We start from the raw sequence: 20,400 nt of genomic DNA on the forward strand, positions 1-20,400 counted from the left end.
CCTTCATAAATTCTACAAACTGGGATGGGCGTACTTACAAGGGGAGCGACCGATGGCAGCGGCGCTACAGATCAATTTTGCACTTTGGGGTATGCTTATCTGCGCGAGCATGGAATTGGCGCAGATGATCCAGAGGTTCTTCTAGAACCCGGCGACCGCATGACCGGCGTAATTTCGCCGGCGCGCTTGCGTGCTAGCTCACGAGCGCCATTAGCTCACAAGCAATGCGATGAGCGTGAAGCTGACGCTTGCGATCACAATCATCGAAACGACGTAGTTGCGCGGCCGCGCCGTCCGCGAGGGCGGCGGTCTCCTCGGTCGTAGCGGCGCGATGTCGTGCCGGGCGGGTTCCGTCGGCGCGAGTGCGGCTTCTGCGCCCGAGCCGATATACTTCACGTAGAGCTCGAGCAGCCGCAGTTCGGACGGCAGGTCCATCAGGCCCTCGCGGTCGCGCCGCGTCAGCAGTTCGAATTCGACGGTTTCCTCGGCGCTCAGTTGGCCAAGGACGATCCGTCCCCGGTCCGACAGGCGGTAGCGAAAATCGATGGGCTGCATAGCGTGCGACCCCTTTTAAAAATGAGCAATCTTGAAAAAAACGGCACCATCCTCGTCCGTGACCACTGCTGAGATCGTGACGCCGCCGCGGTCTCAATCTGAGCCGCGACCATCATAGACTGCAGGGAAAGGCTGGAAACCGCGTAAATTGTGCAGGCATTGCGAAGCGGTTGAGCAGATTCGGCGTCCGGAAAGTCGAAATTCTGCAAAACTGCTCAATCGTCGGACAGCGGCGGACGCAACCTGGTCACGCGGCTGGTGACCGCCAAGTCCTCACCGGCAGCGCGGATAGATCGCGGCGAGGTCGCGCCCCTTCAACAGCAGCAACCGTGAGGTGAGGCCGCCGCGGTGGCTGATCCAGTCGCGCACCGGCCCCGGATAGGCTTGGAGCACCGCGTCGGAGGCTTCCGGCTCGGCATAGAAGCGCCCGCGCCGGTCGACCGAACGCGCGGCATGGAAGCCGAGCACGGCGCGTTTGGTGACACAGATGCGCTCGCCCGGCACGATGCTCAGCACCAGCGTGCAGGCGGACAGGCAGGGACCGTCGATCACCACGCGCTCGCCGCTCTCGCGCACCTTCTCGAACAGGTCGAGGAACGGCCCGACCCGTCCGCCGGGTGACTGGATGATGCGGATTTCGGCGGCAACCGGTGCGGAGGCGAGCAGGGCGGTCGCGAGCATCAGGGCTTTGACCAAAACGGCACGTTGCATCGTACTCTCCGCACATTCGACGTCGTCGGGCGGGCAAAGCGTCGCGCGCCCAACAATGGCACCCAAATCCGGAGACGGTGATGGGCACGGCGCGTCGCGCCTTTGTCCACCCCACAAATCCTGTGCCTACCCGTTGCGGCGCTGGCCGCGCAACGTCGGCAGGCCGATACCCGCTGCATCGAAGCCGCCATCGACGGCCAAAATTTGACCGGTGATGTAGCTCGCGCGTTCCGAGCACAGGAAATAGATCGCTTCCGCGAGTTCCTCCTCGAGGCCGTAGCGGTTGAGCGGAATGGCGTCGTGATAGTCGGCGCGGATCTCCTTGGTGTGCACCTGCTTGGCCATCGCGGTGTCGACCGGCCCCGGCGCGACCGCGTTGACGCGGATGTTGAACGAGGCGAGCTCGACCGCGAGCTGCTTGGTCAGGTGCGCGAGCCCCGCCTTGCTGGTGCCGTAGGCCGAGCGCAAGGTCGAGGCACGCACCGCCGAGATCGAGGTGATGTTGACGATGGCGCCGCCGTCGCTGTCGCGCATCAAGGGCACCGCGGCCTTGGTGCAGAGGAACGGGCCGGTGAGGTTGACCTCGAGCACGCGGCGCCAGTCGGCATCCGGCGTCTCCATCAGCGGCGCGAACACGGCGATCCCGGCATTGTTGACGAGCGCGTCGAGCCGGCCGAACCGCCGCTCGATCGTCGTCATCGCGGCGCCGACCGCCGCCGCGTCGGAGACATCGCAGGTCAGCGCGAGCGTCGCCTCGCTTTGGCCGATCTCGGCGACGGCGCGGCCGAGCAGCTCCCCCTCGATGTCGAGCAGCGCCACGCGCCAGCCCTCGCCAAGGAACTTCTTCGCGGTCGCAAGCCCGATGCCGCGCGCGGCTCCGGTGACGAGGGCGACTTTTTGCGGGGCCTGCGGCATTTGCTAATCTGTCCTGTGTTCGAAAGGCTGTTCCCACGCGCGGGCCGGCCCCTTTTACTTCGCTTTGGCCCCGACGAGAAAGGCCCTGGCGATGCCCATCGATCCGGACGAGAACCACTCGACATATTCTTGCGTTCTGCCGGCCGAACGCCTGGCGCGATGTCGGCGCGGCCGCCGCTGCATCGTCTTCTAAGCGACGTCTGCCGAGGAGACCGACCGATGCCTGACGACCACGCCCGCCTGATCCGAGACCTCTTCGCCGCCTATCTCGCCAATGACCGGCAACGGGTGAGCGAGGCGCTCGCCGACGACTTCCGCTTCACCAGCCCGTTCGACGACGACCTCGACAAGGCGACCTATTTCGAACGCTGCTGGCGGGACACCGGCTGGATCGCGCGCCACGAGATCGAGCGCATCTTCGTCGTCGGCGACGAGGCTTTCGTCACCTATCGCTGCCTGGCGACCGATGGCAGGAGCTTTCGCAACACCGAGTTCCTCAGCTTCGCCGGCGGCCGGATCCGCCGCGTCGAGGTCTATTTCGGCGCCGCCTTCCAGGACGGCCGGTTCCTGCCGCAGCCGCGCTGAGGCAGGAACTTCCGAGGCATGACCTCCGGAATAATTTTCCGCCACGGCGTCGATTCCATAGCAAGGCATTCGTCTTACAGGGGAGCGCGGGCTGGTTCGGCCCGCTGATCTCCCCCGGATTCCGGGGCTGCGCCTCGCGGCGCATCCCGGAAGGACCAGGTAAGCAAGGAACTGCCCATGCGATTCATGATGCTGATGATCCCGCTCGGCTACGAGACGGCGCCGCCGGACGTGCAACTCGATCCCGAGCGCGTCGCCGCGATGATGCGCTACAACGAGGCGCTGAATGACGCCGGCGTCCTGATCACGCTCGACGGCCTGCATCCGCCCGCGATGGGCGCGCGCGTGTCGTTTGCGACCGGCGAGCCTGTTGTGACCGACGGACCCTTCACTGAAGCCAAGGAAGTGCTGGGCGGCTACTGGATGATCGAGGTCGCCTCGCGTGCCGAGGCGATCGGGTGGGCGAAGAAGTGCCCGGCCGCGGTCAATGAAGTCATTGAGATCCGGCAGGTGCAGGAGATGACCGACTTTCCGCCGGACGTGCAGGCCGCGGCCGCCGGCTTCGACGGTCTGAAGAACTAGCCAGAGCGGGCGCGATTGGAATTCGCGGCCGTCATCAACAAAGTCATCAACAAAGGAGAGAACCAATGAGCACCGACACTTATCTCGCCGTATTCCTCGGCAGCAAGACCAGCCCGAAATGGGCTGCATGGAACGCGTTGTCAGACGCCGAGCGCAAGGCGAAGGAACTGGAGGGTATCGCGGCCTGGAAGGGTTGGGCCGAGAAGCATCAAGGCGCGATCCAGGCGATGGGCGGTCCGCTCGGCAAGACCAAGCGGGTCGATGACAAGGGCATCGCCGACATCGCCAACGAGATGGGCGCCTTCACCGTGGTCCGCGCCGCGTCCCATGAAGCGGCCGCGAAGATGTTCGAGAACCACCCGCACTTCGCGATCTTCCCCGGCGAGCGCGTCGAGATCATGCCGGTGCTGCCGATCCCGGGCGGTTAGGCACGTACATCGTCATTCCGGGGCGCCCGAAGGGCGAGCCCGGAATCCAGAGGTTTTGGTACGAGATTCCGGGTTCGATGCTAGCGCATCGCCCCGGAATGACGGTGAGGGGCTAGTGACCTTCACGCCCGGCTCATGTAAAGCTCGTTCACATGAGCTGGCGCAAGGAGACGCGCCGCGCCGAGCGCGGCTACCACCACGGCAATCTGAAGGAAGCCCTGTTGCAGGCGGCCCTCGGGTTGATTGCCGAGAAGGGCGCGGCCGGCTTCACCTTCGCCGATGCGGCGCGCATGGCCGGCGTCAGCGCGGCGGCGCCGTACCGGCATTTCCGCGACCGCGACGAGCTGTTGTCCTCGATCGCCCAGCGTGGCTTCGAGCAGTTCGAGGCGCGCTTGACCGCGGCCTGGGACGACGGGCGGCCCGATACGGTCACGGCGTTCGAGCGGGTCGGCAGGGCCTATCTTGCCTTCGCCCGCGAGGAGCCGGCGTTCTACAACGCGATGTTCGAGTCCGGCCTGCCGGTCGATGCCAACCCGGCGCTCCAGGCCGCGAGCGAGCGTGCTTTCAACATCATTCGCGCCGCCGCGGAGCGCCTTGCGGCACTTGCACCGCCCGGCACGCCGCGGCCGCCGGCGATGATGATGGCGCTGCACATCTGGTCGATGGCGCATGGCGTGGCCTCGCTGTTCTCGCGCGGCGATGCTGCGCGACGAAAACTGCCGATGTCGCCGGACGAGCTGTTAGAGGCCGAGGTGCTGATCTATCTGCGCGGTCTCGGCTTCCCGACCGACCGCCGTCCGCCCGCCAAAGGCGCCGAGCCGCCGCCGGTGCCTCCGGAGGCATCCTCCGGTTCTGGCGTGCCGCCGGGCGGCCCCTGGGGCAAGCCGAAATAAAATTGCGCAAATAATTCGCCAGGCCTGTCGGGTGGCCGGCTTGACAAAATCGCGGGATGGTCTAGCTATGTAAATGTTATTTACATTCACAACGGCGCAGATGCCGTCATGGAGATGGGAAATGGCCTACACCGCTGATGTCAATCGATGGCGCGGCCCCTCGGACCAACACTATGAGCGCCCCCATATGCTCGACACGCCTTGGCATCCCGGCTGGATCGCCGTGACCATCCTCGGCTTCATCATCTGGTGGCCGATCGGACTTGCCCTTCTCTTTTTCACACTCGGGAGCAGAAAAATGGGTTGTTGGAGCCACCAGGATCGCTGGCAGAACAAGATGGAGCGGATGCAGTACAAGATGGACCGCATGCGCGGCCGTATGGAGCGCCGCGGCTTCGGCTTTGGCTTCGGCCCGCCCTCGAGCGGCAACCGCGCCTTCGACGAATACCGCACCGAGACGCTGCAGCGGCTCGAAGAGGAGCAGGTCGAATTCAAGAACTTCCTCGACCGTCTGCGTCACGCCAAGGACAAGGAAGAGTTCGACCAGTTCATGGCCCAGCACAAGACGCGTCCGACCCCGCCGCCGACCGACCAGCAGCAGGGTTGATCTGGACACCTCTCAAAGCCTTCAGGCGCATGCCCCCAAAGTCCTGATGGCCCCGAGCCGCCCGCCTGCGCATCCCGCAGGCGGGCGGTTTGGTTTTTGGGGGGCCGCTTTGCCTCGCCTCGCTTGCGGGGAGAGGGAGTAGACCGAGCCACTGCTTGGCTACGAGCCGCCAGAACCCAGACCTGCTCATCCGACACCAAGACTTGCGCGTCCCGTCTCACCGGGCGGCGCTACTCATGTTGGACGACAGCATCATGGACCTCTGGACCCGCCTGCTCCTCGGCGTGACCGCCTTCGCGGTGCTGGGCTACATCGGCGTCGTCTATGGCGGCTGCGCGTCCGATCCCGACTGCCATTTTCGCCTGTGTCCCGGCCGGCATTCGCTATGTGGCGTTGATCACGCACATGTGCAGGACCGGTAGAACCCGACTCGCGCCCGGCCCGACCAAGCCCTGACAGCGCGCTTCCCGCGCGCCAACAGGGCCGACCATGATGAACGCCGAACGTAAGGAGATCAGACAGCGGCTCGCGCTTCTCGAGCGCGCGTCTGCGCTGTTCGATCGATTCGGCGTCTCAGTGCCGCTCGCGATCGCGTTCCTCAACCACTGGCCGACGGAGATCAAGTCCTATCAGGACCTCGTGACCACCGATGCCTGGAAGATCTTTCTCAGCTGCGCCCTCTACGAGCTTGCCGCGTTCGCGCTGCGGCGCGCCGTCAAGTTTGCGACAGCGGACCTTGCCCCATGATCCTGCTCCGCGATTTCGCGCTTTACGTCCTGCCGGCCCTCGTCGCAGGCGGCGGCTGGCTGTATGCGCTGTGCCTGCGCAAGCGGGCGCGGTCGGGCCGCGCCCCCGAGCGGCGTTACGTTCCCCCGGCATCACTGGCGCCTTGATCCGGACCGCCTATATTCGCCTGCACAAACGAAGGGCGCACCGGAGGCGGCGATGGCGGAGGCTGCGATCATGGCGAGCGACGGCCTCTGGCAACGGGTCCGCGGCGAGGCGCAGCGCGCGGCGGATGCCGATCCCGTCTTCGGCAAGGCGCTTGCCGGCACCATTCTCGCTCATGATGATTTCGCCGCGGCCTTGTCCGATCTGATCGGACGCCGGCTCGGCGGCAGCGCAGCCGAGCGCGCGCGCTTCTCGGCCTTTTCCTTCGATGCCTTTCGCGGCTCGCCAGATCTGATCGAGGTGGCCGGCCGTGACTTGCAGGCGATTGCGATCCACGATCCCGCCATCGCCGACCTGTTACCACCACTGCTGCATTTCAAGGGCTATGTCGCCCTGCAAGCCTGGCGCGTCTCGAACTGGCTCTGGCACCACGACCATCGCGATGCGGCGCTGCTGTTCCAGAACGAGGCGTCGAATGCCCTGCAGGTCAGCATTCATCCGGCCGCCAGCATCGGATCGTCAGTCTATCTCGACCACGCCACCGGCATCGTGATCGGCGCCAACGTCGTGATCGGCGACGAGGTCACTATCCTCCAGAACGTCAGCATCGGCCGCGGCAGGGAACTGCCGACGCGCTCGCCGCGGATCGGCCGCGGCGTCTATATCGGCGGCGGTGCGACCATCCTCGGCGACATCAGCATCGGCGATTTCGCCAAGATCGGCGCCGACGCGCTCGTGACGTCAGACGTTCCTGCTGGCTGCACGGCCGTCGGCAATCCCGCGCGACTGACCAACTGCCCCGAACCTGCCTCGGCGGCCTGATCCCATCATTGTACGGAGCCACCCCATGAAGACCGCAATCGTGATCGGTGTCGGCCCGGACCGCGGGCTCGGGGCCCGGCTCTGCAAGCGCTTTGCGGCCGACGGGCTCAAGGTGATCGTCGCGGGCCGCACGCTGTCCGCGTTGCAGGCGGTTGCAGATGACATCATCAAGGCGGGCGGAGCGGCCGTGCCCATCGTCGCGGACGCGACCAGCGAGAGCGACGTTGTCGCTCTGTTTGATGCCGCCGGCGAAGACCTCGATCTCGCCATCTACAACGCCGGCAACAATACGCCCGGCAAGATCATCGAGATGGACGCCGACTATTTCGAGCAGGCCTGGCGCGTCGTGTGCTTCGGCGGCTTCCTGTTCGGCCGCGAGGCGGCGCGTCGCATGGTGCCGAAGAAGGCGGGCACGCTGCTCTTCACCGGCGCCAGCGCCTCGCTGCGCGGCCGCGCCGGCTACGGCGCCTTCAACGCGTCCAAGGCCGGCCTGCGCACGCTGGCGCAGGCCATGGCCAAGGAATATGCGGGCGACGGTATCCATGTCGGCCACGTCGTGGTCGACGGTGCGATCGCCGGCGACAAGATTTTTTCGCGCTTTCCCGATGCGGCGAGCCGCGAAGACAGGCTGATCGACATCGAAGGCATCGTCGATGGCTTCGCGTTCCTCTACCGCCAGCCCGAACGCGCCTGGTCGTTCGAGCTCGATGTGCGGACCTCGAAGGAGAAGTGGTGAGGGGGCGGCCCTCGACCATTTCTACCCCGTCAGTGCCCGCGTATGACCGTCTTAGGGGTGGCGTAGACGATCAATACCCGTCCGCCAGTCCACTGTTGCGGCGTGGATCGTTCGCCCCGTAGTAGCGATTGTTACCGACTTGCTCGCCGTTAAGCGACGGCGCGCCGACGATGATCACCGCGAGGTGGTTCGCCGGTTGCGGCGGCCCGAATTTGTGGCCCATGACCTCCAGAATCTTGCGCGTGTCCGGCGACAGCGCATAGTCCTCGACATTGGTCAGGTCCGGCAGCCATTGCTGGTGGATGCGCGGCATGTCGACGGCTTCCTGGGCGTTCATGCCGTAATCGATCGCGTTGATCATGGTCTGCAGCACGGCCGTGATGATGCGGCTGCCGCCGGGCGTGCCCACCACCATGACGGTCTTGCCGTCCTTGGTGACGATGGTCGGGCTCATCGAGGACAGCGGCCGCTTGCCCGGAGCGATGGCATTCGCCTCGCCCTGCACCAGGCCATAAAGGTTCGGCACCCCGACCTTGGCGGTGAAGTCGTCCATTTCGTCGTTCAGCAGCACGCCGGTCTTGGCCGCCGTCACCTTGGCGCCGAACCAATCGTTCAGCGTGTACGTGACCGATACCGCGTTGCCGTCCTTGTCGGCGATTGAATAATGCGTTGTGTTGCTGCCCTCGTGCGGCGCGACGCCCGGCTTGATCTCCTTGGATATCCCGGCCTTGTTCGGATCGATCACGTCGCGGATCCTGGTCGCGTAATTCTTGTCGAGGAGGCGGTCGAGCGGATTCTTCACGAAATCCGGATCGCCGAGATAGCTGTTGCGGTCCACGTAAGCATGCCGCATGGCCTCGATCTGCACGTGCACGGCCTGCGCGGAATGGTAGCCCAGCTCCTTCAGAGGATAGCCCTCCAGGATATTCAGGATCTCGCAGATGATGACGCCGCCCGAACTCGGTGGCGGCGCGGAAATCACGTGATAGCCGCGGTAGTCGCATTCGACAGGTGCGAGCTCGCGCGTCTTGTAGCCGTCGAGGTCGTCCTGCGTCAGCAGGCCCTTGCCGGCCTGGCTCGATGCCACGATGGCGCTGCCGACCCATCCCTTGTAGAAACCGTCGGTGCCCTTGCTGCTGATCTCGCGCAATGTCTTGGCGAGCTCCGGCTGCATCAGCCGCTCACCCACCTGGAACGGCTGACTGTTGTTGAGGAAGATGGCGGCCGTTGCGGGATCGTCTCGAAAATCCGCGGTGGCGGTACGCAACAGGTCGATATCGCCCTGGTCCAGCGCAAAGCCCTGCTCGGCGAGCTGGATCGCGGGGGCGAGCAGGTCAGCGCGCTTCATGGTGCCGTACTTTTCGCGCGCATATTCCATCCCCGAGACGGATCCTGGCACGCCGACAGCCAGATGCCCCTTGGTCGAAAGGCCCTTGATGACGTTGCCGTCCTTGTCGAGATACATGTTCGCAGTCGCGCCCTTGGGCGCCGTCTCGCGAAAATCGAGAAAGGTCTTGCGGCCGTCGGCGAGCTGGATCGTCATGAAGCCGCCACCACCGAGATTGCCGGCGGCCGGATAGACGACGGCCAGGGCATAACCGACGGCCACGGCGGCATCGACGGCATTGCCGCCGCGCCTGAGCACATCGACACCTACCTGGGTCGCCAGATGCTGCGCGGACACCACCATGCCGTTTTGCGCGGCGACCGGCGCGACCGACGCCGCACGCACGGCGCCGAACGTGACGAGGCTGACCGATACGATCGCTGCGGCCATCCACCGCACATTGGATTGTGGTTTTGGCAAGGGACGCTCCTCGGGCTGGCCGGTGATGCCGGCATATTATTGTCAGCGAACTCAGCCTGTCAGCTCGTGCCCGCCGTGAGATGCGAGGTGGAGCATGTGGACGTGGTGTAGCTGTGGCGCACGCTACGCCTTCTGCGATTTCGGGCTGGGCAGGGGAGGAGGTTCCAGAAGGGGCGTCCGCTGTGCAGTGTCGTAGCGCCACGAGTCCCATTGCGCTCCCTCCCGCCTTGGGGTCGCCTGGGGGGAGGGAACCGGCCTCGCCAGTGGCACCTGGCTCCGGTCCGTCGGCCGCCATGTACCGCCATGTCCCGCAGCAAAACAGCCAACCGTCTGTGCCGCCTGCCTTTCCGGCAGCCAAATTCAGCTCCGGTAACCCCGCATTAACTATCGCCGGGCTCTGGTAAGGGTGGACAATCGCGCCCATAGCCGTCGTCGAGGCCCATAGTTTTGACATCTTGGCAGGGAATGCAGGCGGCCGGCTTTGGACGAGCCCCCTGCACCCCAGAAAGACAAGGCTTTGAGCGGGCTTGCCGGCCGCGCCGGTTCTAGCGCGGCAGTTGGGGAACCGGCGGTCATTTGCTGCCGCGGAACATCGGGTAACGATCGCCTTGAGAGGATACAGCTTATGAATCCGGCCGACGTGGCTCAGTCAGCCCTTCCGGTTGCCGCTTCCGCGGACGTGTCGCTGATCGCGCTGTTCTGGCAGGCTCACTGGATCGTGAAAGCGGTGATGCTGGGACTTTTGTCCTGCTCGGTCTGGGTCTGGGCGATCGCCATCGACAAGATCTTCCTGTTTGCCCGTACCCGCCGCTCGATGGACCGTTTCGAGCAGGCCTTCTGGTCCGGCGAGTCGATCGAGGAGCTCTATCGCACCCTCTCGGCCAAGCCGACGCATTCGATGGCGGCCTGCTTCGTGGCGGCGATGCGCGAGTGGAAGCGCTCGTTCGAGAGCCACGCCCGCTCGGTGGCGGGCCTTCAGATGCGCATCGACAAGGTGATGAACGTCTCGATCGCACGCGAGGTCGAGCGCCTGGAGCGCCGGCTGCTGGTGCTCGCCACCGTCGGCTCCGCCGGCCCCTTCGTCGGCCTGTTCGGCACGGTCTGGGGCATCATGTCGAGCTTCCAGTCGATCGCGGCGTCGAAAAATACCTCCCTGGCGGTGGTCGCCCCCGGTATCGCCGAGGCGCTGTTTGCGACCGCCGTCGGCCTTATCGCCGCCATTCCTGCCACTATTTTCTACAATAAGTTCACCTCCGAGGTGAACCGGCAGGCCCAGCGGCTCGAAGGCTTCGCCGATGAATTTTCAGCCATTCTGTCGCGTCAGATCGACGAGCGGGGCTGACGGACGGCATGTATAGTGTGAAGGGCAATTTGGGCACCAGACCATGGGCATGAACGTCGCGAGTTCGTCCGGAGGCGGCGGCCGCCGCAGCCGGCGCAAGCCGGTCATGGCCGAGATCAACGTCACGCCGATGGTCGACGTGATGCTGGTGCTGCTCATCATCTTCATGGTGTCGGCGCCGCTGCTCACGGTCGGCGTGCCGCTCGACCTGCCGCAGACCCAGGCCAAGAGCCTCGAGCAGAACGATCAGAAGCCGATCCAGATGTCGGTCGACATCAAGGGCAAGGTGTTCATCAACGACGCCGAGATCGCGATCAACGAGCTGGTGCCGAAGCTGAAGGCGATCACGGATGCGCGCGGCGGTCTCGAGGAACGCATCTATCTGCGCGCCGACAAGAAGGCGGATTACGGCACGGTGGCCAGGGTGATGGGCCTGTTGTCCGGCGCGGGGTTCAAGAAGCTGGCGCTCGTCACGGAAGCGGACCAGGGGTAAGCCGTGAAGGTGAACGTCGACAAGACACTCGTTGCGTCGATTGCCCTCCATGTCCTCGTGCTTGGATGGGGGCTGGTCACCTTTAGCAGCAGGGCCTACGTCGCGCCGGAAGAGTCGCTCCCGATCGACATCATCTCCTCCGATCAGCTCGCGAAGATGATGTCGGGGCAGAAGACCGGCGAGAAGGACAAGCCGAAGCCCAAGGTCGAGAAGATCGCCGAGCCCAAGCCCGAAGAGGACGCCGTCGGGAAGGTCACCGAGAAGAAAGAGCTGATCAAGACCAACGCGACGCCCGAGCCGCCGCCGAAGCCCGTCGAGAAACCGGTCGAGAAGAAGCCCGAGCCGCCCAAGCCCGTCGCCGAGGCGAAGCCGAAGGAAGAACCGAAGCCGCAGGAAAAGAAGCCTGATCCGGCCAAGGAAGATCCGATCGCCGAGCTGCAGAAGAAGCTGGAAACGAAGAAGCCGCCGCCCAAGCCCGTGGAGCAGAAGGTCGCGGCGGTGCAGCCGCAGCAGCAGCCGAAGCCGAAGGAGCGCAGCTTCGATCCCGCGCAGATCCAGCGCGACCTCGACAAGCGCGCTGCGACCCGGCATGAACTCGCTGGAACGGCGCTGAATGCGTCGGCGTCGCTGGGATCGACGACCGGGACTGCCGCCAACAACGTTGCGACCTGGCGAGGTGCGTTCCAGGGCGCGGTCAAGCGCTGCTTCACGCCCACCTATAACGGGCAGGACGCCGATCAATACGAAGCCGACATCGACATTCCCATGAAAATCGACGGATCGCTGGCGTCCGAGCCCATCGTGGTTGCGGTGAGAGGACCGTCGCGGTCGATTGCCCAGGCGGTGGCCGAGAGCGCCAAGCGCGCCATCGTGCAATGTCAGGTCTATTCGTTCATGCCGAAACAGCAGTACGAGAGCTGGAAGCTCATCCCGATGACTTTCGGCCTGAAAGACATGTTGTGACATCCGAACAAAAGAATTTTGCAATGAATGACGCTCGATCGATCACCCGCCGCCGCTTCATGACCCTGACCGGGTCGGGACTTGCGATGCTTGGGGGCGGACATGCGTTCGCTCAGGGCCAGCCGCGGCTCCGCATCGATCCCACCGAATTCCAGCCGGTCCCGATCGCGATCACCAACTTCCTGCCGGGCTCACCGTCGGACGGCGACGTCGGCAACGGTGTCACCCAGGTCATCACCAACAATCTGAAGCGCTCTGGCCTGTTCGCGCCGATCGACCAGGCCGCGTTCATCGAGCGCATCAGCAACATCGACGTCGCGCCGCAATTCCAGAACTGGAAGACCATCAACGCCCAGGCGCTGGTCACCGGCCGCATGACGCGGCAGCCGGACGGAAGGCTGAAGGCCGAATTCCGCCTCTGGGACGTGGTCTCCGGCCAGCAGCTTGCCGGCCAGCAATACTTCACCTCGCCGGAATACTGGCGCCGCATCGCCCATATCATCTCCGACCAGATCTACGAGCGGATGACCGGCGAGAAGGGCTATTTCGACAGCCGCGTGGTGTTCGTGGACGAGACCGGGCCGAAGGAGCGCCGCGTCAAGCGGCTCGCCATGATGGACCAGGACGGCGCCAATGTGCGCTATCTGACCCGCGGCTCCGACCTCGTGCTGACGCCGCGCTTCTCGCCGAACTCGCAAGAGATCACCTACATGGAGTTCGGCCAGGGCGATCCGAAGGTCTATCTCTTCAACATCGAGACCGGTCAGCGCGAGATCGTCGGCAACTTCCCCGGCATGACCTTTGCGCCGCGCTTCTCGCCGGACGGCCAGCGCGTCATCATGAGCCTGCAGCAGGGCGGCAACTCCAACCTGTTCGTGATGGATCTGCGTTCGCGCTCGACCACGCGTCTCACCGACACGCCGGCGATCGACACGTCTCCGTCTTACTCGCCGGACGGCACCCGCATCTGCTTCGAGTCCGATCGCGGTGGCCGGTCGCAGATCTACGTCATGGCCGCGGGCGGGGGAGCTGCGCAGCGCATCTCCTTCTCCAAGGACGACACCAACGCCACCTATTCGACGCCGGTGTGGTCGCCGCGCGGCGACTACATCGCCTTCACCAGGCAGGGCGGCGGACAGTTCTCGATCGGCGTCATGAAGCCGGACGGCAGCGGCGAGCGGTTGCTCACCTCCGGCTTCCACAACGAGGGCCCGACCTTCTCGCCGAACGGCCGCGTGCTGATGTTCTTCCGCGATCCCGGCGGCAGCGGCGGACCGTCGCTGTACAGCGTCGACATTTCCGGCCGCAACGAGCTGAAGGTGCCGACGCCGGGCTTCGCCTCCGACCCGGCATGGTCGCCGCTGTTGTCGTCGACGGCTGGTCAATAGATCGCGCGTTTGGACGCGCGATCTTTTCGAAAAATCACGCCGATTTTTTCGGGTTCTGCGCGCGCGGCAAGCTTTCCTTCACCTTGCGCTCGGCAACGCTTGCCTAGTTGCTTGATATTTCAGCGAAAATCGGTTCGCTATTGCCGAAAAACAACCCGACTTTAACGATGTTCCCTCAGGAAAGCTTCACCTGGGCTGAGTAAAAGTACGCTCCAAACAGGACGCGTAACAAGCCGATGCAACTGGCCGACCAGAAGCAGAGCGATCGAGACGAGCTGGAGCCGATACTCTACGCCGCTCTCATCAACTCTATGGTGCAGAATTTCTGGGCGATTTTCCTGGGCTCGGCCTCCGCGGCCGTGGCCGCGGTGATGACTGCGCTGAAGACCGGCGACGTCTGGCTGTGGCCGATCGCGTTTCTCCTGATCGCCATCGGCACCGCGCGCGCATTCCAGATGCGCGGATACGAAAACCGGACGCAGGGACTGTCATTCGAAGAGGCCAAGCATCTGGAGCCGCGTTACTGGATCGGCGCGCTCAGCTATGCGGCGGTGCTCGGCATATGGGCCTTCGTCGTCATCTACAACAACGAGGATCCGGTCGCCGACATGCTCTGTGTCGCCATCGGCATCGGCTACACCGCCGGCGGCGCCGCCCGCAATTACGGCCAGCCCCGGGTGATCCAGTGGCACGTCGCGCTCGCCTGCGGTCCGATGTCGCTCGCCCTGCTGCTGCATGGCGGATTCTACCACATCGGTCTTGCGATCCTGCTCGTGTTCTTCTTCATCGGCCTGAAGAACATCAACCTCAGCCTGCACGCGATCTTCGTCAAGGCGCTGACCTCTAGCTTCCGCGAATCCGCGCTGGCGAGCCAGTTCGATACCGCGCTCAACAACATGCCGCACGGGCTGTGCATGTTTCGCGCCGATGGGCGCCTTGCGGTGATGAACCATCGTTTCGGCGAGCTGATGAGCTTGCCCGAGGATCTGGTCAAGCGCGGCGCCACCGCCGTCGATATCGTGTCGGCCTGCGTCGCCGCAGGCTCCATCTCGGCGGAGAGCGGCAACCAGATCCTGGCCGAGATCGAGCACGCGCGAATCCGCGAGATCGCCACCGCGGATCCCAATCCCGCGCGGGGCCGCTCGCTCGCCTGGACGTTCCAGCCGATGACCGGCGGCGGCACCGTGCTGCTGCTGGAAGACATCACCGAACGCACCAACGCGGAAGCCCGGATCAGCCATCTCGCCCGCTATGACGAGCTCACGGCGCTGCCCAACCGGGTCTCCTTCCGCGACGAAATCGAGCGGCTGCTGGCGATTTCGCACCATGCCGAACGGCTCTCCGCGCTGCTGTTCGTCGACCTCGACCAGTTCAAGCAGGTCAATGACACGCTGGGGCATCCCTGCGGCGACCAGCTGCTATGTGCGGTCGCCAACCGACTGCGCGAGATGCTGCGGCCGGAGGATTTCGTCGCCCGCTTCGGCGGCGACGAGTTCGTCGTGTTCCAGCAGGACATCAGCTCGCCCGAGGATGCCGCGAGCCTCGCCCGCCGCATCGTCGAGCGGCTGAGCGAGCGCTACCGCATCGACAATCATCTGGTCGAGATCGGCGCCAGCGTCGGCATCGCGCTGACCTCGCCGGACGGCATCAGCGCCGATACGCTGCTCAAGAACGCCGACATGGCGCTGTACCGCGCCAAGGCCGACGGCCGCGGCACCTTCTGCTTCTTCCGCGACGAGATGGCGGCGACCGTCGAGGCCCGCCGCATCCTCGAGCTCGACCTGCGCAAGGCGCTCGCCAACGAGGAGTTCGAGCTGTTCTACCAGCCGCTGGTCAATCTCAAGTCCGGCAAGATCACCACATGCGAGGCGCTGCTGCGCTGGAATCATCCGGTGCGCGGCACGGTCTCGCCGGTCGACATCATCCCGGTCGCCGAGGACATGGGCCTGATCGTCGATCTCGGCCGCTGGATCCTGCGCCGCGCCTGCATGGAATGCATGAAGTGGCCGGAGGGCGTCAGCGTCGCCGTCAACTTCTCGCCGCAGCAATTCCACCAGCGCGACGTGCTGAGCGAGATTCGCTACGCGCTGGAGGTCTCGGGCCTGCCGGCGCATCGGCTGGAGATCGAGATCACCGAGTCCTCGCTGCTGCGCAACACCCAGCTCACCCACGACATCCTTTCGCAGCTGCATGCGCTCGGCGTGCGCATCTCGCTCGACGATTTCGGCACCGGCTATTCGAGCCTCAGCTACCTGCATAATTTCCCGATGCAGAAGGTGAAGATCGACCGCTCCTTCCTCGAAGGCATCGACACCGACCGGCCGCTGACGCTGTTGCGCGGCGTGGCGCGGCTGTCCGCCGACCTCGGCATGGCGGTCGTGGTGGAGGGCATCGAGACCAACGAGCAGCTCGAGCTGATCAGCGCCGACGGCACCGTCTCCGAGGCGCAGGGCTATCTGTTCAGCCGCCCGGTGCCCGCCGTGCGGATGCGCCAGCTCCTCAACGCCTCGCATGGACGGCGCGACGAAGCCCTGCTCCAGGTCGTCGGCTCGCGCTCCTTCGCTTAAGTCCGCGTCCGAGAATTTCCCGTCGTTTCAGTCTGTTGCCCGGCACCGTAGTGCTACGGGGGGATTAACCCTAACACTTCGATTGCTTTGCTTCGTTGTTAAGAAGCTGTTAATAAATCATCACGCGCGTGGAGGTTGTTCCCGCGCGCATGCGGTGAGCGGTGGTGGGTAAGGAGTTGGAATGCAGTCCTCAGCCAGAGCGATCATTTCGGCTGTAGGACGGGGCGCCGAGCTCCTGACTGACGTCGATTATCATCTCGCCGACACGGTCGCGGAGAAGGAGAAGATCTACAATCTCCGCTACCGCGCCTATCTGCGCGAAGGTGCCGTCAAGGAATCCGCGGATGCGCGCGTCACCGACCAGTATGACGAATTGCCGAACGCGTGGACCTTCGGCGTCTATCTGCACGGCGAGCTTTGCAGCTCCGTGCGCATCAGCGTGCTGACATCGGAGTGGCGGCAGTCGACCTCGGCCGATGTCTTTCCCGAGATCCTGCTGCCGCGACTCGATCGCGGCGAGGTCATGATCGACCCCACGCGGTTTGTCGCTGATCCCGACCAGGTGAAGCGGGTTCCGGAATTGCCCTACCTGACGACCCGGCTCGCCTACATGGCCTGCGAGCATTTCAATGCCGATCTTGGCCTTGCGATCGTGCGTCCGGAGCATCAGGCCTTCTACCGGCGGGTGTTTCTGCACGAGACCATTGCCGAGCCGAGGCTGGTTCCCGGTCTCACCAAGCCGTTCGGACTGATGGCGGCGGATTTCCCGACCTTCCGCAAGAAGGTGTTCGAGCGTTATCCGATCATGCGGTCCACCGCCTTCGAGCGGCGGATGCTGTTCGGGCGCAGCGCGCAGCGCCAGGCGCCGCAGCAGCCGCTGCGGGTGCCGGATGCCGCTCACGCCTGATTCCCGGCGGGCCGCCTGACGAAGGCGCTCCGGGATTTCCCGGGGCTCAGGCCCAAAATTCAAGCAAAGCCAGCGATTTTGCCCGTGAACGCGGCTTGCTTTCACCCTCGCGCCACATTTACAACCCATTAACCATGGCGGGTGCTTTTCGCCGGTGGGGGGCATTTGACCGGCTCTGGCAACATCCCATCAAGGTTGACGGAACGTTCGCTTAACCAACCCCCTGTAGACCGGACAGCAGTGGACTAACGCGAGCGTGGAGGCTCCGGAATGAAACATCCTATGCGTATCCTCCAGGGATTGAAGCTGGCCGCGGTGCTTGCCGTCGCGCTGTCGATGGGCGCCTGCGCCAACAAGAACTCTGCTGCGGATGCGATGGCCAACGCGGCGACGCCGGGCAGCCAGCAGGACTTCGTCGTCAACGTGGGCGACCGCGTGTTCTTCGAAAGCGACCAGACCGATCTGACCCCGCAGGCGATCGTGACCCTGGAGAAGCAGGCGCAGTGGCTGCAGACCTATCCGCGCTACTCCTTCACAATCGAAGGTCATGCCGACGAGCGCGGCACCCGCGAATACAACATCGCGCTCGGTGCCCGCAGAGCCCAATCGGTGCGTTCGTTCCTCGCCTCGCGCGGCATCGATCCGAACCGCATGCGCACGATCTCCTACGGCAAGGAGCGGCCGGTGGCCGTCTGTAACGACATCTCCTGCTGGTCGCAGAACCGCCGCGCCGTCACCGTGCTGAACGCGAGCTCCTGACGCTTCAAGTCAGGCGCCGTTCATCTTCAGAATTCGATTATGCCGGCGCCCTCACGGGCGCCGGTTTCGTTTCAGCGATCTGTGACAGAAACCCCGTGGTGCCAGTCACATTTTTGGCGTACTCCCCTTCAATGTGTGGCGCGTCGAATGTTCCGTCGCAGGCCATTTCGCTTTCGTCGTCAGGGCAAGATGTCATCCAGATTTAAGGTCTTTACCGGCACCGTGGCGACCGCCGCGCTGCTCTCCTTGTGTTCGCCTGTCCTCGCGCAGTCGGACGATGACCCCGAGATGCGGATCGAGCGGCTGGAGAACCAGCTGCGCCAGCTCACCGGCCAGAACGAAGAATTGCAATACCGCAACCGCCAGCTCGAAGAGCGCCTGCGGGCGCTCGAAGGCGGTGCGCAAGCTGCGCCCGGACAGGCGCCGGTGCAGCCCAGTGTCGCCGCCGTGCCACCCGCGCAGGCTGCGCCGGCCTATCGCCAGCAGCAGCCGCAACCCGCCCAGCCGAATTACGAGCAGCCGCAGATCGCGTCTCCCCCGCCGATCGTTCAGGAGCAGCCGGCGCCCGGTGCCCCCGGCACGCGCCGCCGCGGCGATGCCTTTGACCCCAGCCAGAATCCGAGCGCGCCCGGCGCGCCGCGCGCGCTCGGCGGCGGCCAGCAGCCGATGCCGGCGGGAGTCCCTGGCGGAGCGCCCGGAGGGCGCAACGCCGGCGAGCCGCTCGATCTCGCCAACACCAGCCCGCGCTATCAGCAGGGCGTGCCGCCGGCAGCCCAGCCCGGCTATCCGCCGGCCCAACAGGGCTCCCCTGCGCCAGCCGCCGGCACCGGCCTGACCACCCTGCCACCGTCGGCGACGCCGCGCGACGAGTTCGACCTCGGCATCGGCTACATGCAGCGCAAGGACTATGCGCTCGCCGAGCAGGCCATGAAGAACTTCGCGCAGAAATATCCGAGCGACCCGCTGCTCGGCGACGCGCAATACTGGCTCGGCGAGAGCTACTTCCAGCGCCAGCAATATCGCGACTCCGCGGAAGCCTTCCTCGCCGTCACCACCAAATACGAGAAGTCGGCCAAGGCGCCGGATGCGCTGCTGCGGCTCGGCCAGTCGCTGGCCGCGCTGAAGGAGAAGGAGGCCGCCTGCGCCGCCTTCGGCGAGGTCGGCCGCAAATATCCGCGCGCCTCCGCCGGCGTCAAAGCCGCCGTCGACCGCGAGCAGAAGCGGGTGAAGTGCTGACCATGCGGCGTTGATCGCTGACAACGCGGATGGTGCTGCGCTAAACAGTCGGTCCATCCGCTGGCGATTGCTGGGCAGCGTCATGTCAGACGACGACAATTCTCCGATCTCCGCGCGCGAGGCGAAGCAGCTCTTCGCCGAGTTGAAAAGTGCGCCCGCGCTGGTGCTCGCGGTGTCCGGCGGGCCCGACTCGATCGCGCTGATGTGGCTCGCCGCGCGCTGGCAGCGCAGCCTTGCGCGCGGCCCGCGTCTCACCGTCGTCACCGTCGATCATGGCCTGCGGCCCGAGGCGGCGCGCGAGGCGCGCGAGGTGAAGCGGCTCGCTACCGAGCTCGGCCTGCCACACCGGACCCTGCGCTGGCGCGGCGCCAAGCCGAAGACGGGACTGCCCGCGGCCGCGCGCGAAGCCCGCTACCGCCTGCTCGTGCAGGCCGCGCGCAGCGCCGGTGCGAGCCATGTGCTGACCGCCCACACCCGCGACGACCAGGCCGAGACGCTGTTGATGCGCCTCGTCCGCGGCAGCGGACTTGCCGGGCTGTCGGCGATGGCGCGCCTCACGGAGCGCGACGGCATCGTGCTGGCGCGTCCGCTGCTCGACGTCCCGAAGGCGCAGCTGATCGCGACCCTGAAGCGCGCGAAGATCGGCTTTGCCGATGATCCCACCAACCGCGACCCCGCCTTCACCCGGCCGCGGCTGCGCGCGCTGTTGCCGCAGCTTGCGGCCGAGGGCGGCGACGCCCGCAGTCTGGCGCGGCTCGCAGCCAGGCTGGCGCGCGCCAATGCGGCGGTGGAGGTGCTGACGGACGGGGCCGAGCGCTTCCTTCGCTTGAGGGATCGCGACGATGCGCCGCATGGGCCGGATAGGCGAAGCTTTGAGGCCGGCGCGTTCGCCACCCTGCCGGAGGAGGTCCGGCTGCGGATGCTGCTGCGGGCCATCAACGCGCTCGGGCACGAGGGGCCGGCGGAACTCGGCAAGGTCGAAACCCTCCTGGCCGCGCTCGATCAGGCCATCGCTGCTGGTATGGCCGCAGCTCCCCGCGCAGCCGCAAATGGCCGGCCGATCCTGAAGCAGACCCTTGCGGGAGCCTTGATCAGCCTTGCCGGCGGGCGTATCCAGATCGCGCCGGCGCCGGCCCGGCGGCGCAAGGGCGATAGAGGCGGATCATGACACCGGCTGTTTCGAGGCAGCGCCGTCAGGTCACCTTAACCAGGC

General features: G+C 65.4%; 23 protein-coding genes. 19 read left to right on the forward strand and 4 right to left on the reverse strand.

Annotation, left to right across the window (positions count from 1 at the left end):
- Positions 1-210: 210 nt before the first annotated feature.
- The 3 genes from WN73_RS08675 to WN73_RS08685 form a co-directional block, all read right to left on the reverse strand.
- The gene (locus WN73_RS08675) at positions 211-555 is read right to left on the reverse strand and encodes a hypothetical protein (RefSeq protein ID WP_028172999.1); all 345 of its coding nucleotides are present in this window, start codon (positions 553-555) and stop codon (positions 211-213) included.
- Between the two features lie 273 nt (positions 556-828).
- Positions 829-1,266: a hypothetical protein gene (locus WN73_RS08680; RefSeq protein WP_011089901.1), complete on the reverse strand. Its 438-nt coding sequence runs from the start codon at positions 1,264-1,266 to the stop codon at positions 829-831.
- A gap of 126 nt (positions 1,267-1,392) precedes the next feature.
- Positions 1,393-2,181, reverse strand: coding sequence for an SDR family NAD(P)-dependent oxidoreductase (locus WN73_RS08685; protein ID WP_271552361.1), 789 nt, complete (start codon positions 2,179-2,181; stop codon positions 1,393-1,395).
- Positions 2,182-2,400: 219 nt separating this feature from the next.
- Here WN73_RS08685 and WN73_RS08690 point away from each other — a divergent pair, with 219 nt between their 5' ends.
- The 10 genes from WN73_RS08690 to WN73_RS08735 all read left to right on the forward strand — a co-directional run bounded on the left by WN73_RS08690 (position 2,401) and on the right by WN73_RS08735 (position 7,725).
- The gene (locus WN73_RS08690; protein WP_028173001.1) at positions 2,401-2,766 is read left to right on the forward strand and encodes a nuclear transport factor 2 family protein; all 366 of its coding nucleotides are present in this window, start codon (positions 2,401-2,403) and stop codon (positions 2,764-2,766) included.
- A gap of 177 nt (positions 2,767-2,943) precedes the next feature.
- Complete coding sequence (locus tag WN73_RS08695) at positions 2,944-3,348, forward strand: YciI family protein (RefSeq protein WP_271552362.1); 405 nt, start codon at positions 2,944-2,946, stop codon at positions 3,346-3,348.
- A 65-nt stretch (positions 3,349-3,413) separates the two neighbouring features.
- Positions 3,414-3,776, forward strand: a complete 363-nt coding sequence (locus WN73_RS08700) for a hypothetical protein (protein ID WP_271552363.1) — start codon at positions 3,414-3,416, stop codon at positions 3,774-3,776.
- Positions 3,777-3,928: 152 nt separating this feature from the next.
- Positions 3,929-4,669, forward strand: a complete 741-nt coding sequence (locus WN73_RS08705) for a TetR/AcrR family transcriptional regulator (RefSeq protein ID WP_011089896.1) — start codon at positions 3,929-3,931, stop codon at positions 4,667-4,669.
- A gap of 121 nt (positions 4,670-4,790) precedes the next feature.
- Positions 4,791-5,276 carry a DUF2852 domain-containing protein gene (locus WN73_RS08710; protein ID WP_028173002.1) on the forward strand — a complete coding sequence of 162 codons (486 nt, stop codon included), beginning with the start codon at positions 4,791-4,793 and terminating at the stop codon, positions 5,274-5,276.
- Positions 5,277-5,512: 236 nt separating this feature from the next.
- A complete protein-coding gene (locus tag WN73_RS08715; protein WP_271552364.1) occupies positions 5,513-5,698 on the forward strand; it encodes a hypothetical protein in 186 nt (61 codons plus the stop codon).
- A 67-nt stretch (positions 5,699-5,765) separates the two neighbouring features.
- Positions 5,766-6,023, forward strand: coding sequence for a hypothetical protein (locus WN73_RS08720; RefSeq protein ID WP_028173003.1), 258 nt, complete (start codon positions 5,766-5,768; stop codon positions 6,021-6,023).
- The gene (locus WN73_RS08725; RefSeq protein ID WP_167771257.1) at positions 6,020-6,169 is read left to right on the forward strand and encodes a hypothetical protein; all 150 of its coding nucleotides are present in this window, start codon (positions 6,020-6,022) and stop codon (positions 6,167-6,169) included. The genes WN73_RS08720 and WN73_RS08725 overlap by 4 nt, the downstream gene beginning before the upstream one ends.
- A 52-nt stretch (positions 6,170-6,221) precedes the next feature.
- Positions 6,222-6,989: a serine O-acetyltransferase gene (locus WN73_RS08730; RefSeq protein WP_271552365.1), complete on the forward strand. Its 768-nt coding sequence runs from the start codon at positions 6,222-6,224 to the stop codon at positions 6,987-6,989.
- A gap of 25 nt (positions 6,990-7,014) precedes the next feature.
- Complete coding sequence (locus WN73_RS08735; protein ID WP_271552367.1) at positions 7,015-7,725, forward strand: SDR family NAD(P)-dependent oxidoreductase; 711 nt, start codon at positions 7,015-7,017, stop codon at positions 7,723-7,725.
- 70 nt (positions 7,726-7,795) lie between these two features.
- Here WN73_RS08735 and ggt read toward each other — a convergent pair whose 3' ends face one another.
- Complete coding sequence (ggt, locus tag WN73_RS08740) at positions 7,796-9,502, reverse strand: gamma-glutamyltransferase (protein WP_161536552.1); 1,707 nt, start codon at positions 9,500-9,502, stop codon at positions 7,796-7,798.
- A 655-nt stretch (positions 9,503-10,157) separates the two neighbouring features.
- On the opposite strand from ggt, the gene tolQ reads away from it, so the two are divergent.
- The 9 genes from tolQ (at position 10,158) to tilS (ending at position 20,355) form a co-directional block, all read left to right on the forward strand.
- Positions 10,158-10,874, forward strand: coding sequence for a protein TolQ (gene tolQ / locus WN73_RS08745; protein ID WP_018641591.1), 717 nt, complete (start codon positions 10,158-10,160; stop codon positions 10,872-10,874).
- A 43-nt stretch (positions 10,875-10,917) separates the two neighbouring features.
- Positions 10,918-11,367: a protein TolR gene (tolR, locus tag WN73_RS08750; RefSeq protein ID WP_028173005.1), complete on the forward strand. Its 450-nt coding sequence runs from the start codon at positions 10,918-10,920 to the stop codon at positions 11,365-11,367.
- A gap of 3 nt (positions 11,368-11,370) precedes the next feature.
- On the forward strand, positions 11,371-12,330 hold the full coding sequence (locus tag WN73_RS08755; protein WP_011089888.1) for a cell envelope integrity protein TolA: 960 nt from the start codon (positions 11,371-11,373) through the stop codon (positions 12,328-12,330).
- A gap of 23 nt (positions 12,331-12,353) precedes the next feature.
- A complete protein-coding gene (tolB, locus tag WN73_RS08760) occupies positions 12,354-13,718 on the forward strand; it encodes a Tol-Pal system beta propeller repeat protein TolB (protein ID WP_028173006.1) in 1,365 nt (454 codons plus the stop codon).
- 236 nt (positions 13,719-13,954) lie between these two features.
- Complete coding sequence (locus WN73_RS08765; RefSeq protein WP_028173007.1) at positions 13,955-16,285, forward strand: putative bifunctional diguanylate cyclase/phosphodiesterase; 2,331 nt, start codon at positions 13,955-13,957, stop codon at positions 16,283-16,285.
- Between the two features lie 181 nt (positions 16,286-16,466).
- Positions 16,467-17,192: an N-acyl amino acid synthase FeeM domain-containing protein gene (locus tag WN73_RS08770; protein ID WP_011089885.1), complete on the forward strand. Its 726-nt coding sequence runs from the start codon at positions 16,467-16,469 to the stop codon at positions 17,190-17,192.
- A 270-nt stretch (positions 17,193-17,462) separates the two neighbouring features.
- The gene (gene pal / locus WN73_RS08775) at positions 17,463-17,951 is read left to right on the forward strand and encodes a peptidoglycan-associated lipoprotein Pal (protein ID WP_028173008.1); all 489 of its coding nucleotides are present in this window, start codon (positions 17,463-17,465) and stop codon (positions 17,949-17,951) included.
- A gap of 189 nt (positions 17,952-18,140) precedes the next feature.
- Entirely contained in the window at positions 18,141-19,187 is a 1,047-nt protein-coding gene (ybgF, locus tag WN73_RS08780) for a tol-pal system protein YbgF (protein ID WP_271552380.1), read from the forward strand.
- A gap of 82 nt (positions 19,188-19,269) precedes the next feature.
- Positions 19,270-20,355, forward strand: coding sequence for a tRNA lysidine(34) synthetase TilS (tilS, locus tag WN73_RS08785; RefSeq protein ID WP_271552382.1), 1,086 nt, complete (start codon positions 19,270-19,272; stop codon positions 20,353-20,355).
- Positions 20,356-20,400 lie beyond the last annotated feature (45 nt).

This window comes from Bradyrhizobium sp. CCBAU 45394 (genome assembly GCF_028128655.1).
Taxonomy (GTDB): domain Bacteria; phylum Pseudomonadota; class Alphaproteobacteria; order Rhizobiales; family Xanthobacteraceae; genus Bradyrhizobium; species Bradyrhizobium diazoefficiens.

Coding starts and splice junctions, on each gene's coding strand:
- pal (WP_028173008.1), top strand. CDS start 17,463: ATGAAACATCCTATGCGTATCCTCCAGGGATTGAAGCTGGCCGCGGTG.
- WN73_RS08720 (WP_028173003.1), top strand. CDS start 5,766: ATGATGAACGCCGAACGTAAGGAGATCAGACAGCGGCTCGCGCTTCTC.
- WN73_RS08695 (WP_271552362.1), top strand. CDS start 2,944: ATGCGATTCATGATGCTGATGATCCCGCTCGGCTACGAGACGGCGCCG.
- ggt (WP_161536552.1), bottom strand. CDS start 9,502: ATGGCCGCAGCGATCGTATCGGTCAGCCTCGTCACGTTCGGCGCCGTG.
- WN73_RS08700 (WP_271552363.1), top strand. CDS start 3,414: ATGAGCACCGACACTTATCTCGCCGTATTCCTCGGCAGCAAGACCAGC.
- ybgF (WP_271552380.1), top strand. CDS start 18,141: ATGTCATCCAGATTTAAGGTCTTTACCGGCACCGTGGCGACCGCCGCG.
- WN73_RS08675 (WP_028172999.1), bottom strand. CDS start 555: ATGCAGCCCATCGATTTTCGCTACCGCCTGTCGGACCGGGGACGGATC.
- WN73_RS08725 (WP_167771257.1), top strand. CDS start 6,020: ATGATCCTGCTCCGCGATTTCGCGCTTTACGTCCTGCCGGCCCTCGTC.
- WN73_RS08765 (WP_028173007.1), top strand. CDS start 13,955: ATGCAACTGGCCGACCAGAAGCAGAGCGATCGAGACGAGCTGGAGCCG.
- WN73_RS08705 (WP_011089896.1), top strand. CDS start 3,929: ATGAGCTGGCGCAAGGAGACGCGCCGCGCCGAGCGCGGCTACCACCAC.
- tolR (WP_028173005.1), top strand. CDS start 10,918: ATGGGCATGAACGTCGCGAGTTCGTCCGGAGGCGGCGGCCGCCGCAGC.
- WN73_RS08735 (WP_271552367.1), top strand. CDS start 7,015: ATGAAGACCGCAATCGTGATCGGTGTCGGCCCGGACCGCGGGCTCGGG.
- tolB (WP_028173006.1), top strand. CDS start 12,354: ATGAATGACGCTCGATCGATCACCCGCCGCCGCTTCATGACCCTGACC.
- WN73_RS08710 (WP_028173002.1), top strand. CDS start 4,791: ATGGCCTACACCGCTGATGTCAATCGATGGCGCGGCCCCTCGGACCAA.
- tolQ (WP_018641591.1), top strand. CDS start 10,158: ATGAATCCGGCCGACGTGGCTCAGTCAGCCCTTCCGGTTGCCGCTTCC.
- WN73_RS08680 (WP_011089901.1), bottom strand. CDS start 1,266: ATGCAACGTGCCGTTTTGGTCAAAGCCCTGATGCTCGCGACCGCCCTG.
- tilS (WP_271552382.1), top strand. CDS start 19,270: ATGTCAGACGACGACAATTCTCCGATCTCCGCGCGCGAGGCGAAGCAG.
- WN73_RS08730 (WP_271552365.1), top strand. CDS start 6,222: ATGGCGGAGGCTGCGATCATGGCGAGCGACGGCCTCTGGCAACGGGTC.
- WN73_RS08770 (WP_011089885.1), top strand. CDS start 16,467: ATGCAGTCCTCAGCCAGAGCGATCATTTCGGCTGTAGGACGGGGCGCC.
- WN73_RS08690 (WP_028173001.1), top strand. CDS start 2,401: ATGCCTGACGACCACGCCCGCCTGATCCGAGACCTCTTCGCCGCCTAT.
- WN73_RS08715 (WP_271552364.1), top strand. CDS start 5,513: ATGTTGGACGACAGCATCATGGACCTCTGGACCCGCCTGCTCCTCGGC.
- WN73_RS08685 (WP_271552361.1), bottom strand. CDS start 2,181: ATGCCGCAGGCCCCGCAAAAAGTCGCCCTCGTCACCGGAGCCGCGCGC.